Source organism: Paraburkholderia kirstenboschensis, from assembly GCF_904848585.1.
Lineage (GTDB): Bacteria > Pseudomonadota > Gammaproteobacteria > Burkholderiales > Burkholderiaceae > Paraburkholderia > Paraburkholderia kirstenboschensis.
Genome location: NZ_CAJHCR010000002.1, coordinates 1 through 14,901 on the forward strand (window position 1 = coordinate 1; position 14,901 = coordinate 14,901).

The following is a 14,901-nucleotide window of genomic DNA, read 5'->3' on the forward strand; positions in this document are numbered from 1 at the left end:
CAGCGTGCGCGTCGACCCAGCGAGCCGCACCGTGCGTGTCGATCCAGGCTGCACTGCAGCGGATGTCGATCACGCGACCCACGCCTTTGGCCTCGCCGTACCACTCGGCATAGTCGGCAGCACGGGGGTCGCAGGTCTGACCTTGGGCGGAGGAACCGGCTACCTCACGCGCAAGCACGGCCTCACGGTGGACAATCTGGTAGAGGTGGATGTAGTGCTGGCCGACGGCTCTTTTGTCACCGCTAACAAGGACAAGCACGTTGACCTCTTCTGGGCGGTGCGCGGTGGCGGCGGTAACTTCGGCGTGGTCACGAGTTTTCTATTTCAGGCCCACCCAGCCAAAATGGTGTTCGCCGGTCCGATCTTCTGGGACGCCAAGGAAGCCAGGCAAGTAATGGCGATGTACCGCGACTTCATCCCACACGCCCCCGAAGAGCTTGGTCTCTTTGTCGGCCTTAAAACTGTGCCTCCAACCGATCCCTTCCCTAAGGAGCACTGGAACAAACGCGCCTGTGCTCTGATCGGTGCTTTCAACGGGCCGATCGCAGAGGGTCAGCAGCTCATGACCGCGCTGCTCGAGAAACTGCCCACCCCGCTGTTCAACTGGATGGGCGAGATGCCGTGGACTGCCATCAACACGTTGTTCGACCCGTTCTTCCCTAAGGGCTTGCAGTGGTACTGGAAGGGCGACTTCGTCAAGGCGCTGCCTGACGAGGCAATCGACGTGCATATCGCCAACGCGCTCAAGGCACCGCCCCCCTTCTGCCTGATGCACCTTTACCCCATAGACGGCGCCGTTCGGCGGGTCGCCAGGGATGCCACGCCGTGGAGCGCGCGGGACGCATCTTTTTCGATGGTAATTGCCGCTGTCAGCCCGGATCCCAAGGACGCCGAGGCGCTTAAGACCTGGGGCCGTGCCTACTGGCGGGCTATCCACCCGTTCAATCTGGAAGGCGCCTACGTCAACTTCCTGGACGCCGACGAGGCCGAGAACCGAGTCGAACTGAGCTACGGCGAGAACTACACGCGCCTTGCCTCGATCAAGGCGAAGTACGATCCCAATAACCTGTTCCGAGTCAACCAGAACATTAAACCGAAAGCGTGAAAATTTAAGCGCGCAGCCTCGCGCGCCCGCGCCGCGTGGTGGCGTTCAGCGCGAACACGCTGCCGACATTGCCGTCGTCGTTGCTGGGTGACTTGCGTGGGCCGCGCACGTTTGAAGAGCGTCCACGTCGCCCGAAACTGATCAGCGCGACGCGTGAATCAGATCGGAGCTAACCGAACTCCGCGGGGTTCACGTTCCCCGCACTCCATCGACTGTGTAGAGGGTTGACACACGCTGTGCGAATATCCCCGGTCTGCGATCGGTCGTGATCGTCCCTCCCCGGGGCGTTAGCGACATGTGCTCACCGCGTCGGCATGCGAGGCGGGAATCGTGTACCGATTAGCCGATCTCGCACCTCGGTTTTTATTTGAGGTCGACCGTGACGAAGCTTCGTGCGTGATTGCGCTGGATCAGCAACGCTGCCTTCTTGCCAGCCCTTGCCGCAAGCGACGCCAGTTCATCCTGCGACGCGACCAGCGTGCCGTTCAACGCCAGCACGACATCGCCCGGCTTGATGCCGGCAGCGGCCGCTGTCCCCGACACGTCATCGACCATCAGGCCTTGAGGAAGGTCCATACTGCGCCGCTCCTGATCGGTCAAAGAATGCATCGTTAGGCCAAGATGATCGAGCGCGTGAAACTGCGGCGAGCCTGCGTCAGAGCTTGGGCCTGCAACACCGCCCGCACCTGCGTTCGCCTGTTGCGACGCTGGCCCGACATTCACCATCACGGTCATCGGCTTGTGATCGCGGATCAGCTTCAGCGGGACTTTCGTCCCGGTCTGCAACGCCGGGTTCTGTCCGGTTAGATCGGCCGCGTGGTCGATAGGCCTGTCGGCGAGTTGCACGATCACGTCGCCCGTTTTCAGATTGCTCGCCGCCGCCGAACTGCCCGGGTCGACCGACGTCACCAGCGCGCCCGCCGCGCGCGGCAGGCCGAACGCGCTCGCCAGATTCGTATCGACGTCCTCTACCTGAATGCCCAGATTGCTGCGCGCATTGTCTTGAGCGCTTGGCTGGCCTTGCTGGGCTTGCTGGGCTTGCTCACCCTGCAACCGCGAGCGCACGTTGTTCGCCATATTGATCGGGATTGCGAACGTCAGGCTCTGCAAGCGGTCGCTATCGGCATACACCTGGACGTCAATGCCGATCACTTCGCCCGCGCGGTTGAACACGGGGCCGCCCGAGTTGTCGGGGTTCAGCGACACGTCCGTCTGGAAGAACGGAAACGTGCTGCCATCGGCGAGCGTGCGCGACGTCGCGCTGACGATGCCCGCCGTAACCGTGTTCTGGTAGCTGTCTGGTGAACCGATCGTCAGCACCTGCTCGCCGACGCGCACGCGCGCCGAATCGCCGAGCTTGACGGTAGGCAGCTTCGTCGCGTCGATCTGGATCACGGCGATGTCGCTTTGCGTATCGACGGCCACGATTTTTGCCTTGAACTCGCGCCGGTCGGTCAGGCGCACGGTCACGTCATCCGACTGATCGACGACATGCGCCGTCGTCAGAATGAGACCGTTCGGGCTCACGATGAAGCCCGATCCGACGCCGGACATCGCGCGCGGCGTAGCGCCCTGCCCGTTTTGCGATTGTGGCAAGGCCTGCTTGAAGAACGAGAAGATGGGATCGTCACCGTCGACCGCTTCGGCGCTGGGACCAAAAGGGGGCGTCGCGCTCGCCGGCGCATTCACCGGCACTGTCACGCGGATATTGACAACCGCTGGCCCATAGCGCTCGACGATCGCAGGAAAGTCGATTGGCGCGGGCGTGCTGCCGGTTGCGGCGCGTATTTCCTTCGCTCGCGCGGTGGCGGCCGCCGATGGGGGCGCTGATGCAGGAGCAACCGCGGAAGCGGCTGCCGGAGAAGTGGCGACTGCGGCTGCGTCCGCGCAGGAACAACCGGTCACATATGCCGTTGTTACGGCGGTGTAAAACCAGATGCGAGACAGGGTTGAGCGGGTCGATTTGGTCAGGTTAAACACAGCGCGCCTCCCATGGTGCCTTTGCACTGTGAAGAATTATTTCGCGCGTGTGATAGCGTCGAGCGTTCCAGTGCGCTCGCGCGCAGGGATGCGATCGACCGGATACACGATCCTCGGATCAAAGTCGACTTGGGATTCGGCTGCAGCATGTTTGCCAGCAATGGGCCATCAGGACGCGGACGGTTTGCTTGCTCTCTCTCTTTTATTTATAGGGAAGCGGCGGGCAAATTGCAGCGAGTACAAATCCTGGCGTGCGTCAAAGGGTTGTCGTCGGCTCGCGTTTCATGCGGCGGTGCAAAAAGGGCCGACGACCCGTTCCTGCGCATAGCTAAGCGCGCCGTCGCCAGCCGCTTCTCACTGTTCGGCCCCGCGCTCGCCGCTGATGCCCAGTAGCCTTTTGTCGATGACAAGGCGCTGAGAGCACGCGTTTCAAATGCTCCTGATCGACCCGTTACTGGCGGTCGGATGGTCGCGGTTCCATCGGCAGGTATCTGAGTGGAACGGCCGTACTGAGCCCTTCGTTTATGGACTCGTCTTCGGACGAAGCGGCGCGCGACGGTAAGCCTTTTTGCCAAGATCTTTAAGATCCCATATTACATAAGAAGATTTTGGGCAGCGCCGCGAACTTCTTGTGATGGGAAATTTGAATGCGCTCCGCCAGTTCGCCCATCTGGACGGCACGGATTTCGGCGTACGAGAGCGTGGCGTCCGACACCGGTTCATCTGGCACGCTCGCGAGCCCATGCACGAGATTGGCATGACTAACTATGTCGATCACCCGCCCGGCGGCGGTGACCTGGTTGTTCGTGTAGGTCAGACTGGCGTCGATCAAACCGTAAAGCGTGACACTTCTTTGGGCATGCGCTACGCCCGCCAGTGTGATCATCGCCGCCGCACCGGATAAGTAACTTGTTCATTTGTCTGCCTCGGCTTAAGACCGAGAGAAGACATTCTCCGGCAATGCTTTGAACACAGACGTGGGTGCCTGGACGGCGCGGCACTATCGGACATGGTCAGGAGAAGGCGCGATAATCTATATGGCGCTGACCTCTCACAACTATGTGGAGTCGCCCCTCACAAGTGCCGGGTCGTTGCGCAGATACGGGATGCGAGCCCGCAAGGCTTAGAACGGATCGGGGCCCGTTAGCCGCCGAGCTTAATGATTGCTATCGTAAGCAGAATGCCAAGCGCGATCATTGCAATACCTGCCTTCATTGGCCCTGCACCGGTGTAGCGCCCCAGCGCAAAGCCGGCGATGAAAAGCATCCCAAGAGTAAGCACGCGCGAGGCGATCAATGCCGTTGTAACATCCCTCACGACGAGAAACGGCACCGCGACCGGAAACGTCCCCAGAACCACAAGCAGAAAGATGCCTAGCGCGCCGACGAAGTCACCACTCACAAAACTTGCCCGAGGTGGCAGCGTCGATGCGGTCGCGAGGCGCACGCGGATCCGCTCGAGGTCGGCATCTTCGACGAGCCGCCCCAGCTTCTCGGGCAATGCATCGCGCAACAACCGCACGGCTACCGCCTGGTTCTGCTCCCGCTGTACGGTCTCCGCGAGTTTCAGGCGCTGCCCTCGGTCGGCGAGCGTGCGTACGAGATACATCACGGCGTCGGCGAGTCCCCACGCGAGATTGCATCCAAGCGCGGCAAAGAACATCCTGTACCCCTCATCTTCGCGTGCAGTTACTGCCCTGACGGCGCCGACGAATGTCAGGGCCATGAACAGGCCAAAACATATCTCACAGACACGGTCAACAGTATTGAGAATCGGTTCACGCCGTTCGGGTTCGGCATGTCCGGCCGGCATGATAGTGCTCATATGGCCTCGACTGGAGATAGTCAACGAGACGTTTCGCTAGCTGCCAGCATGGGGTGCTGGTACGAGCAGTATATGAAAGAGACGACAGTTCGGAACTTATTTTGACAGACCGGGGACGGCGGGAGTGGCCCGAGAATCCCGACGCCAGCGGGATGCGGCTGTGGACCGGCAGCGACGTGACCGCTGATGCCTGCGCCTGACTGTGGCGCTTCGATCAATTGAGGTACACGAACGGTAGTTGACGCATCGCCATTCCTGCATTGATGCCTTTCGGGCTCCGGTGCCGGAATCGGTTCGCGATTATCAAGAAGAAGTGGATCGAATCGGACTTCATCGCGAGTGTTACGGCGGCGGCCGTCGTGCTTCCAAAGGCGACATCCTGGCGTCACGCCGAGCGCCTCGAATCCCCCGGATGGTTGTGGATCGCAAACCGATCACGCTGCAGCCGCAGCGGCGTGAACGTTTCAGATGCGAAACGGCATCGATCTTTTTCGGAGTATCACTTCCGCTTGTGGCGGGTTAAGTCGGTTAGCGGTCTTTCTGTTAAGTCGGGTTCGAGTAAAGCTGGGCCCTTTGCCGGTTGCCTATTAGTGTCGCGGGGCGGAGTTCGTGTGATTTCGTTGCTTGCAGGGATCCGCTTCACATGGCTATCATCATTGCAACCCGCGCCCCGCCTGCCCTCGCGGTGGCGGGGGGCCTCCCTCAGCTCAAAGCTGCGATTCAATGGGCAGCAGACCCATGAACCAGACGCCGGAGCGGCGCAGGACGGTGGTCTCCGGCTCTGTGTCCAGTTCCTTCACCGTCCCGTCCGCCGCGGTATCGATCCAGACGATTCTGCGACTGCCGTCTGCGTCGGTGCGCAGTCGGAGCTGCCATGCGATCTGATTCAGCCGCGGTTCGACGTAGCCGATGACCTGGTTTGCGATCGCTGCGCTGTCGCACAACACGCCTATTTCAGTGTTGAGATAGACCGAGCGCGGGTCGAGATTCATCGAGCCGATGAACACCCGTTCACGGTCGAACACAAACGTCTTCGCATGCAGCGACGCTTTCGACGAACCGAAGAACTGCTTCTTGTTAACCGCGTCTGCGCCTTCTGCAACGGGCTTGAATTCGTAGAGCTGCACGCCCGCGGCGAGCAGGTCTTCGCGGTAGCGCCGATACCCCGCATGAACGGCGGCGACGTCGGTCGCCGCCAGCGAGTTGGTCAGCACCGTCACGCGCACGCCATTTCCAGTCAACCTGCGCAGCCAGGTCACGCCATTTTTTCCGGGTACGAAGTACGGGGAGATGACCAGCAGTTCGCGACTCGGGTGAAGGTCCTGCGCTCTTAGAGCGGTCAGCAAGTGGCCTTGCGACTCTTCAGGGGCGCGCGTGACCTTGGACGGGTCATCGTAGAACAGCGTGGCTTTGCCCCAGCTATAGTCGGCGGCGCCCGTCTCGATGACTTGCGCAAGCCGTTGTCTCGCGTGCACGACATAGGGCGAGGCCTGTTCCGAAGCGACGTAGCGGTCCAGCTCCTCGCGATACGCCGATAATTTTTCGGGGTCTGCGGGGATGCCCATCAGCCGGTCGATCGGATAGGCCGCATCGGAATTCCAGAACGTGTCGAAGGAGTTCGAGACGTTCTGGACGATCGGCCCATGCATCAATACGTCGAGATCCCCGAATGTCACCACACTCGACGCACCGAAATATTCGTCGCCGACATTTCGCCCGCCCAGAATCGTGGCCCGGTTATCGGCTATGAGTGCCTTGTTGTGCATGCGGCGGTTCACCCGCGAGAAGTCGAGCGCAGCCGAGATCGTCTTGAACTGACGGCTCGCCACCGGGTTGAAGAGCCGAATAGAAATACTGGGGTGGGCGCTCAATGCGAGCAACGCCTCGTCGTCGGCGTTCGTGCCCAGGTCGTCGAGCAATACCCGCACCCTGACGCCGCGGTCCGCCGCCTTCAGCACGGCCGACGCAAGGGCGCGCCCCGTCAGGTCGCTGTGCCAGATGTAGTACTCAAGGTCGAGTGTTTTCTCAGCCTTTTCGGTAAGGATCACCCGCGCGAGGAGCGCGTCGACGGAATCGGGCAGCAGGTGAAACGCGCTCTCGCCAGGATGAGCGTGCTCGCCGGCCGCGAGGTGCTCGGCAAGCGGCGTCGCTCCTGTATCTTGCGCCGCATAGGTCGGCGTGCGTCCGATCTGTGGGGGCAGGCTGGCGCACGAGGCCAGCATTGCAATCAGAACGGCTGCGGCAAGATTTTGAAGTCTGGCCATATTCGAGCTCTCTTCGCTTGCTGGACTCGCCTGCCGACGCCTATGCCAGCTCTGCACAGCAATGGGCCAGCGCGGCCACGAGCCACCAGGACGGAGAGCAATCATCGCAGATTCGACCGCCTTCCGCCAAGCCCGCGCGGGCATGGCCAAGCCCGCGCGGACGTGGCGCACACGAGGTAGGCACGGGCGCCCCTCACAGGAGCGTTCGGCATTCGGGAATTCTGGAAACAGCAGCTGTGTGAGGAAAGCGTTGGTCGCCAGGAGCGCGGACGCGCTCACTCCGCACTTGATCGCGTTTCTTTGCTCAATCGCCGTGGTCTTGTGGGAGAGCTCCGACTGCGCGACATCGCGCAGGCCGGGCGTCGTCCACTGGAGGCTTCGCCTGCGCATAGCCAATGAGCGGCCGTAGTTGCACGCAAACCAGACACTCCCGTGGCCGATCAACAACTTGAGTGAACGACCGTTTGTGGCCGACCGTCGCCCCACGAGGGAGTTCTGCCACTTGCGTTGGTGGTCAGATCTGAGGCCGGTCTAGCATGACCCACTGCTCCACTGACGCTCGTTCCCATTGATGCGCTACGTACGACGCCAACTTTGCGGGGACATCATCGCCATTCATGACGAGGCGATTTAGCATCAAGGCCAAATCACTGTCTGCGATACACCAATCGCCGAATAGGTTCGATGCATGCTTTGAGAGAAGCCGATCCGCCGCAAAGTATAGCTTTTGCACTGCGAGCTGCACCGTGGCACTGAGAGGCGGGGCCTGCCTTTTGTAGAACACGAACTCCGTCGAGCGCTCCTGACGAATGTGAATCAGGTCGCTTCTAAAGCCACGCTTGGACTTGGTGTGCCCTACCCCTGAGATGTCGGTCCTGCGGATAAACGAGCGTCTCAGCGAAAGCATCGTCTAGGTACTCAGTGATAGCCGATGACCCGGAAAGCGCAAAATCGCATGCGCTATTGTGGGCACGCGCTGAGTCAATGATTTCGCGGCGTAGCTCAGGACGCCGGCTCTGAACTTGCACTTCGAGCCTCGGCACCCAGCCATTTTCTGAGCAAGGGTTCTACCCACGTCAGCGCCAGAAGAAAGCAGATTGCGACGGTAAAATTGAATATCAGATGGGCCCATGCCACCGCCATCCCTGGATTGGCTGTCAAATCCACCATTGCTCTTGAAAAGGATCTCAGGAATGGAAAGTAACACAGCACCCCGGTTGCGTTGAACAGAAAGTTCGTAATCGCCGTGGCTCTTGCGATGGGACTCATCCCGAGACCTGCAACCAACGCGGTCGAGGTCGAGCCGACGTTCGAGCCAATGACAATCGGTATAGCGGCCTGCGGCGGTAGCACCCCTTGCTGGACGAGGAGAATTGCCAGACCAGTGGTGACACTGCTGGACTGGACCAACGCAGTGAATACCAGGCCGCCAAGCACGCCTGCCCACGGAGCCTCTGCAAGTGCAAGCCATTCCTTGAACTGCGGGCGATTCTGCAGAGGTTTCAGTTCCGCGGATATCAGATCCAACGCGAAGAAGATCAATCCAAAATAGAAAACAGCTTTTCCGATGTACCGTGCGCGGATCGGCAACACCGAAATCAAGGCCCCAAGTACGATGAATATGGGTCCGATACCCGTGAGCTTGAAGGAGACCAACCAGGCCGTTGCCGTGGTCCCGACATTGCTGCCGAGCAGGATCCCGAGACTGGCGCGGAAAGAAATGACGGACGCGTCCACCAGAGTGACCGCAAGCGCTGTGATAGCGCTGCTTGACTGCACAATCGCTGTGGCGAATGCACCGACCAGAAACCCGAGCCAGCGGCTTGCAGTCACGCGTTCGAGCCATGACTGCAGCGCCGTGCCCCCGACCTCCTGCAGTTCGCGACTAAAGCCCTGAAGGCCGTAAAGGAAAAGAAGAACCGCGGAGACCGCGGCGAACAGTCCCTGGATTGGTGTCATGGCGACCTCCTTATCCGCTCTCCTCTCCGCAGGAAAGCCGTTCGAGTGCTCAGATCACGTCGATAGAAGACAATGCTGCGCCGCCCCCCAGTAAGTACCCTCTTCGGGGTTCTGGGCAATCATGTGGCCCCGCCGCTGTCGAAATGCAGAACACCGAGCGAACCGTGCCGGCCTGCCGCGTCGGCGTGCTTCACAGCTAGCGCACGCATTTCATCAAGCGCCGCGTTTGCGACGGGGCGGGTGGCAGAAATTTACCTGCGAAGCTCCGGGATAAACCTGAATGGATAGTCGGGTTCTTTGTAATCTCCGGGCTTCTGTCGTTTGGGCAACGTGACCTTCTCGCGCGCCACCTCCTCATAGGGAATTTTGCTTAGTAAGTGGCTAATGAGATCGAGGCGTGCGCGCTTCTTGTCATCCGACTTCACGACGTACCAGGGCGCAAACTCAGTGTCGGTCGCCATGAACATTTCATCGCGTGCGCGGGAGTAATCGTACCACCGCTGGTATGACTCAAGGTCCATCGGTGACAGCTTCCAGATTTTCCGTTGATCATGAATACGCGCTTCCAATCGACGCGTCTGCTCTGCCATACCGACTTCGAGCCAGTACTTGAGCAAAGTGACGCCGGAATCAGTCACCGCCCGCTCGACCAATGGCGCGTCTTTCAGAAATATCCTTGCCTGTTCTTCGGTGCAGAACCCCATGACCCGTTCCACTCCGGCGCGGTTGTACCAACTGCGATCGAACAGGACAATTTCGCCGCTCGCGGGAAGATGCGGCAGGTAACGTTGCATATACATCTGGGATTTTTCACGGTCGGATGGCGCTGGCAATGCGACGACGTGAAATATGCGCGGACTCACGCGCTCGGTAATCGCCTTGATCGTACCGCCCTTGCCGGCACCGTCGCGGCCTTCGAATAACACGCATATCTTGGCGCCCGTTGCAACGACCCATTGCTGGAGCTTGACCAGTTCGACGTGAAGGCGAGCCAGCTCTTTCACGTACTCCCTGTTTCCCAGATGATGCTGCCTGTTTGCCTCTGTCGGACTTGCACCTACCTTTGCATCCTTCATCGCGCTTCTCCCACGGCATGTCGGGTTTGCTGCCTTGCCGCACCTGGTTCGTCACAGTCCCTTTGAATTGCCCAAACACCTGTTGCCATAGCGAACGGCACCAGCATACGCGGTCAGAAGCGTTTCGAAAGCAACTGAGCGAAAACCCCCTTAACCGGACTAAGGCAAAATAGGCGAGTACGTTACGCGCGACGGCGGCATCGCGCCGCTGTGTTGCGCCAATCGGACGCATGGAGATGCGCTATGGAAAAGCTCACGAAAAGCTGCTCGACGCTTGCTGCGTTGGGGCTCCTCCTGACTGGCTATGCCGCCGCCGGAGTACCACACAGCGGGCCACACCTGACCCCAACCGAGTGCCGTGACCTGGCCGCGACCAAGAGCAATGCGCCTCGGACGAGGTCACAACACAGAAGCGAGCTTTCGGCTCTCAGCAAAGCGGGCTACAACCCATCACCATGGCACGACGACCCAAATTACCCAGCGGATCTACACGCGGCGCAGCGCCGGGTCGACCATTGGTTTGAAACGGAGTGCAAGCCGCCTCAGCCCAAATGAGGAGCCCGAAGCCACTTGGGTCCACGTCAGAGTTAGCGCGCCGCAACCGCGCGTCGCATTGCAGCGCAGCTGCCGATACCTTGGAGCGTGGCCCGCAGATCGGCCCACGGGTCTCCCTTTCGACGAAGTACATGGGCGCTGCTGTTTTCTCACGCCACTAGCCGGCGTTACTGACATCGCCCAGTTCGCGCCACCAGATCGGCATTGACAGCCTCCCGGTTGGCTCAAGCACTCTTATGCGGTCAACAAGGACTACCAGGTGTTGCACGAGACGATCTACAGGAGCCTTTATATACAGGCCCGCGGTGCGCTGAAGAAGGAATTACTCGAACGTTTGCGACGGACGCGAGCGATGCGTCGTTCCCGTCATCACACCCGCCTGAGGAAGATCCGCAGCATCCCTGACAACGTGGCTCTAATGAAAACGTGGTCCGATGAAACGGCCAATTGCGGTGGGACTCCGCCTCCAATTTCCGGCGGCACCCAATCGCCGGACTTCCGCAGCTGGCCCAAGGTTGACGGTTGCGCGCTCAAGCGAACAACGGCAACTTGGCGTGCGACCGCCTCGTTTCCAGTTGTCGGCTTACTGCATCTGGAGCACTCGACAGCCATTCGCAGAATGAGTAATGAGAGATCCTTTCGAAGGTGAATAAAACATACGCAGCCTTGCTCCCCGACCATACAATCTGTATTGCACGCTATGCATCGATGAATCGCAAGCGATTCCCTGCATCGACCGCACGTAGCATTACTGCATTCATTGCAATAGATGTTTAATCCGTCGTATGCCAAAGGGTCGCTAGCTGCTGCACATAAGACAATACGGCAACGCTACGCTCACCAGACCTGCGGCCAATGTTGTCGCCGCCGGGATATGCTCACCGAGGGCAAGCCACAGCTTCGGCGGATTCACGAACTACGGCTTGCCGCGAACAACATGCCAGCCCACCATCATGGCCGCGTATGCGCTTGTGCGTGCACGTGTTCTTCAGTGGACAGTTGGCGACTCTGAACTATGTCAGCCAACCGACCCGTTGACCGACGCCCGAAAGGCGCGGAGAGCTTGCAGCGATGGCTGCGCCACCTTCCTGGCGCCGCCATGCTCAAGGGCTATCACCTGGCGTGGCTCAGGAACGATATCGTCGCGGGCCTGGTGCTCACTACAATGCTCGTACCCGTGGGCGTGGCGTATGCGGAGGCGTCCGGCGTGCCAGGTGTGTGCGGCCTGTATGCGACCATCGTCCCGCTTGTCGCGTACGCAATCTTCGGCCCAAGCCGGATTCTTGTGCTCGGTCCAGATTCGGCGCTCGCAGCGCCGGTTCTCGCGGTGGTCGTGTTGAGCACGGTGGGCGACCCCTCGCGCGCGATTGCCGTCGCAAGCATGATGGCGATCGTCTCGGGCCTCGTATGCATCGTCTTCGGTGTGCTTAAGCTCGGCTTCGTCACGGAGTTGCTCTCCAAGCCTATTCGTTACGGATACATGAATGGCATCGCACTGACGGTCCTGATCAGCCAGTTGCCCAAGCTCTTTGCGATCTCTTTTGACGATCGGGGGCCACTACGTGATGTGGCCAGTCTCGTCAACGCGATCGCCGCAGGCCAGTCCAACTGGTATAGCTTTGCCGTCGGCGCGGGCAGTCTCATACTGATCTTGCTGCTCAAGCGCTTCGACAAGGTGCCGGGCATCTTGATCGCGGTCGTACTCGCGACTTCCTGCGTAATCGCGTTCGATCTCGACCGCGCGGGCGTGAAGGTGCTCGGCACGATTCCTCAAGGCCTGCCCGCCTTTGCGCTACCGTGGGCGAGCGGGGCCGACATCGTCCGGATCGTGCTCGGCGGGTGCGCGGTCGCACTGATAGCGTTCGCGGACACGAGCGTCCTTTCCCGCACGTTCGCGGCACGCGCGAACACGCGCGTCGATCCGAACCAGGAAATGATCGGGCTGGGCGTCGCCAATCTCGCGAGCGGGCTCTTTCAGGGCTTTCCTATCAGCAGCAGTTCGTCGCGTACACCGGTTGCGGAAGCTGCGGGCGCCCGAACGCAAATGACGGGCGTCGTCGGCGCACTCGCGGTGGCGGCAGTTCTGCTCGCGGCACCGAATCTGCTGCGCCATCTGCCGAGTAGCGCACTTGCCGCCGTCGTTATCGCCGCAGCGATCGGGCTCTTCGAGTTCGAAGACCTGAAACGCATCTATCGCATACAGAAATGGGAATTCTGGCTGTCGATCTGCTGCTTCGTCGGCGTTGCGGTATTCGGCGCGATTCCCGGCATCTGTATCGCCGTCGTGATCGCGATCATTGAATTTCTGTGGGACGGATGGCGACCGCACTATGCCGTGCTTGGGCGTGTGGACGGTTTGCGCGGCTACCACGACATGAAGCGATACCCGCTCGCCGTACAGATTCCTGGACTGCTGCTATTTCGATGGGACGCGCCGCTCTTCTTCGCAAATGCGGAGCTGTTCCAACAGCGCCTCATCGAAGCCGTCGATCAGGCGGCCACGCCGGTGCGGCGCGTGGTCATTACGGCAGAGCCGGTGACGAGCGTGGACGTCACCTCGGCCGACATGCTGCGTGACCTGCATCGGTCATTGCAGGAACGTGGCGTTGAGTTGCATTTCGCAGAGATGAAAGACCCCGTTCGTGACAAGCTCAGACGCTTCGAACTGTCGTCAATCTTTCCCGACACATGTTTCCATCCGACAATTGGTAGCGCAGTCGATACCTACATCCGCACTAGCGGCCAAGACCAGGTCACAGACCTGCCGTCTGACGATCGCCGAGGCGCCTCGTAGGCGGCATATCGCGGGGTTGCCTGAGATGCGGCTTCATGTCCGCCTCGCCTCTGTCGCCGTGCTTGCAGGCTGCCCGTCTGGCCGCTGCGCTCGTGATAAGGCCCGTGACAGCGTGCCCGTTAGACGAACCGTAGCGCGACGACTCAAAGGAAACCGATCGTCAGACTCGAACGCCTTAGTAGTGCGTGGGAGACAGACAGCGCCGGTATGCAAAGTACTGCTCGCGTCTGCCAAAACCTCAGGCCGGATGGTTGGCCTCTAGCGAGCCCTCATGCATCACCGCGGACGCCTCGACGACGGACATCGCGCGTCATGCTCAGACCTCGCAGGATGCGCGATGCCGATCGAAGGCCAGAAGCATCACACACGCGTAGAGCGTGACGGCGAGAAAAAGCCCCATGCGCATGGCGAACGCCGTGTAGACATCCTTCCCGGCGACGCTGTCCTGCACCGACTGGCCCAGCAAGATGATCATCGTGACGAAGCTGTTTAGCCAGAAGCCCGGCGAGTATCGTGTCGGATCGATGCCGCACAGCTTGCGCGCGACGAGCAGGCCGAAAAGCAGCATCCACAAGAAGAACATCCACAGGTCCACGGCGAGCTTGAGCGCAAACCAGAACGCGATAGCAAGCAGGCCACCGAGCAGCGTCGAGCCGATAAGCTCAAGCGCCGCACTGCGCGCCGTCGCAGTGCAACTCTGTCTGCCGAGGCTGACGGACTTCATGATGATCGGCATATAGGTCGCCGGGTCGGTCATGGCGAGCAGGTAGGCCGGCATGACCACGAGCGTTGCGCGCAGCGCCAGGTACATCGCCAGATCGGCGGGAATGGCGCGCGCGGCAGCCTGTGGGCGCGCGCTCGCGGTTCCGGGAAATAGCCAGTGGGTCAGTGCCGAGATCATCACGGCAAGCACAAGCCCCTTCACGAGTGCGCCGACCACAGTAACGGCCAGCGGGAAGTCGGCGGTGCCCGCCGCTGAGATCATGGTGAGCCCCGCCACGAGGAAGGTCGCGACGAGATCGTTCCCGCCACCGAGTCCGAAGCGAAACGCAAGAAAGAGCAAGAAGCCGACGAGAATCACGCCGGCTAAGGCGTAGTGACGAAGCAGCGGGACCAGCAGAAGGCCGCTGCCCGTAGCCAGCATCACGACGAGAGAGAGCATCACGCCTGTCCAAAGCGACAGCGGCCGGTTTTGCGTCGCGAGCAGAAAGACGGCGAACACTGGCGCGATCACGGGAATCGGGAGATCCAGCGCGAAGCTGATCGCGAAGCACAATGCAGCTCCAGTTGCGATGCGGAGCACGCTTCGGCCGGTATGCAGGCGCTCGCTGTCCATGACCGTCT

At 60.6% G+C, this 14,901-nt stretch carries 9 protein-coding genes and 3 pseudogenes; 4 read left to right on the forward strand and 8 right to left on the reverse strand.

Features of this window, described 5'->3' with window-relative positions; genetic code table 11:
• Positions 1-1,105: FAD-binding oxidoreductase (locus JMY24_RS06775; protein WP_201701602.1), on the forward strand; the 1,105-nt coding region annotated here is incomplete at its 5' end.
• Positions 1,106-1,468: 363 nt separating this feature from the next.
• On the opposite strand, the gene JMY24_RS06780 is transcribed toward JMY24_RS06775, so the two are convergent.
• The 7 genes and pseudogenes from JMY24_RS06780 to ppk2 form a co-directional block, all read right to left on the reverse strand.
• The gene (locus JMY24_RS06780) at positions 1,469-3,010 is read right to left on the reverse strand and encodes a trypsin-like peptidase domain-containing protein (RefSeq protein WP_236597341.1); all 1,542 of its coding nucleotides are present in this window, start codon (positions 3,008-3,010) and stop codon (positions 1,469-1,471) included.
• Between the two features lie 856 nt (positions 3,011-3,866).
• A pseudogene (locus JMY24_RS38275) lies at positions 3,867-3,971 on the reverse strand (porin); the annotation flags it as partial.
• A 257-nt stretch (positions 3,972-4,228) separates the two neighbouring features.
• Positions 4,229-4,909 carry a VIT1/CCC1 transporter family protein gene (locus JMY24_RS06790; protein WP_128586983.1) on the reverse strand — a complete coding sequence of 227 codons (681 nt, stop codon included), beginning with the start codon at positions 4,907-4,909 and terminating at the stop codon, positions 4,229-4,231.
• Positions 4,910-5,616: 707 nt separating this feature from the next.
• Positions 5,617-7,173 (reverse strand): phospholipase D family protein, encoded by a 1,557-nt coding sequence (locus tag JMY24_RS06795; RefSeq protein ID WP_201701603.1) that lies wholly within the window; start codon positions 7,171-7,173, stop codon positions 5,617-5,619.
• 514 nt (positions 7,174-7,687) lie between these two features.
• Positions 7,688-8,176 (reverse strand): annotated as a pseudogene (gene yfcF, locus JMY24_RS06800) (glutathione transferase); the annotation flags it as partial.
• Positions 8,176-9,132 (reverse strand): Na/Pi cotransporter family protein, encoded by a 957-nt coding sequence (locus JMY24_RS38280; RefSeq protein ID WP_128595132.1) that lies wholly within the window; start codon positions 9,130-9,132, stop codon positions 8,176-8,178. The pseudogene yfcF and the gene JMY24_RS38280, both read right to left, overlap by 1 nt.
• 251 nt (positions 9,133-9,383) lie before the next feature.
• The gene (ppk2, locus tag JMY24_RS06805) at positions 9,384-10,208 is read right to left on the reverse strand and encodes a polyphosphate kinase 2 (RefSeq protein WP_128584893.1); all 825 of its coding nucleotides are present in this window, start codon (positions 10,206-10,208) and stop codon (positions 9,384-9,386) included.
• Between the two features lie 243 nt (positions 10,209-10,451).
• Between ppk2 and JMY24_RS06810 the strand changes: the two genes are divergently transcribed.
• The 3 genes and pseudogenes from JMY24_RS06810 (at position 10,452) to JMY24_RS06815 (ending at position 13,557) form a co-directional block, all read left to right on the forward strand.
• Positions 10,452-10,763, forward strand: coding sequence for a DUF4148 domain-containing protein (locus JMY24_RS06810; RefSeq protein WP_128584875.1), 312 nt, complete (start codon positions 10,452-10,454; stop codon positions 10,761-10,763).
• A gap of 208 nt (positions 10,764-10,971) precedes the next feature.
• Positions 10,972-11,142 (forward strand): annotated as a pseudogene (locus JMY24_RS38285) (IS30 family transposase); the annotation flags it as partial.
• 636 nt (positions 11,143-11,778) lie between these two features.
• Positions 11,779-13,557 carry a SulP family inorganic anion transporter gene (locus tag JMY24_RS06815; RefSeq protein ID WP_128595131.1) on the forward strand — a complete coding sequence of 593 codons (1,779 nt, stop codon included), beginning with the start codon at positions 11,779-11,781 and terminating at the stop codon, positions 13,555-13,557.
• Between the two features lie 316 nt (positions 13,558-13,873).
• Here the strand turns inward: JMY24_RS06815 and JMY24_RS06820 are convergent, their stop codons facing one another.
• Positions 13,874-14,893: a DUF2955 domain-containing protein gene (locus JMY24_RS06820; protein WP_128595130.1), complete on the reverse strand. Its 1,020-nt coding sequence runs from the start codon at positions 14,891-14,893 to the stop codon at positions 13,874-13,876.
• Positions 14,894-14,901: the final 8 nt, after the last annotated feature.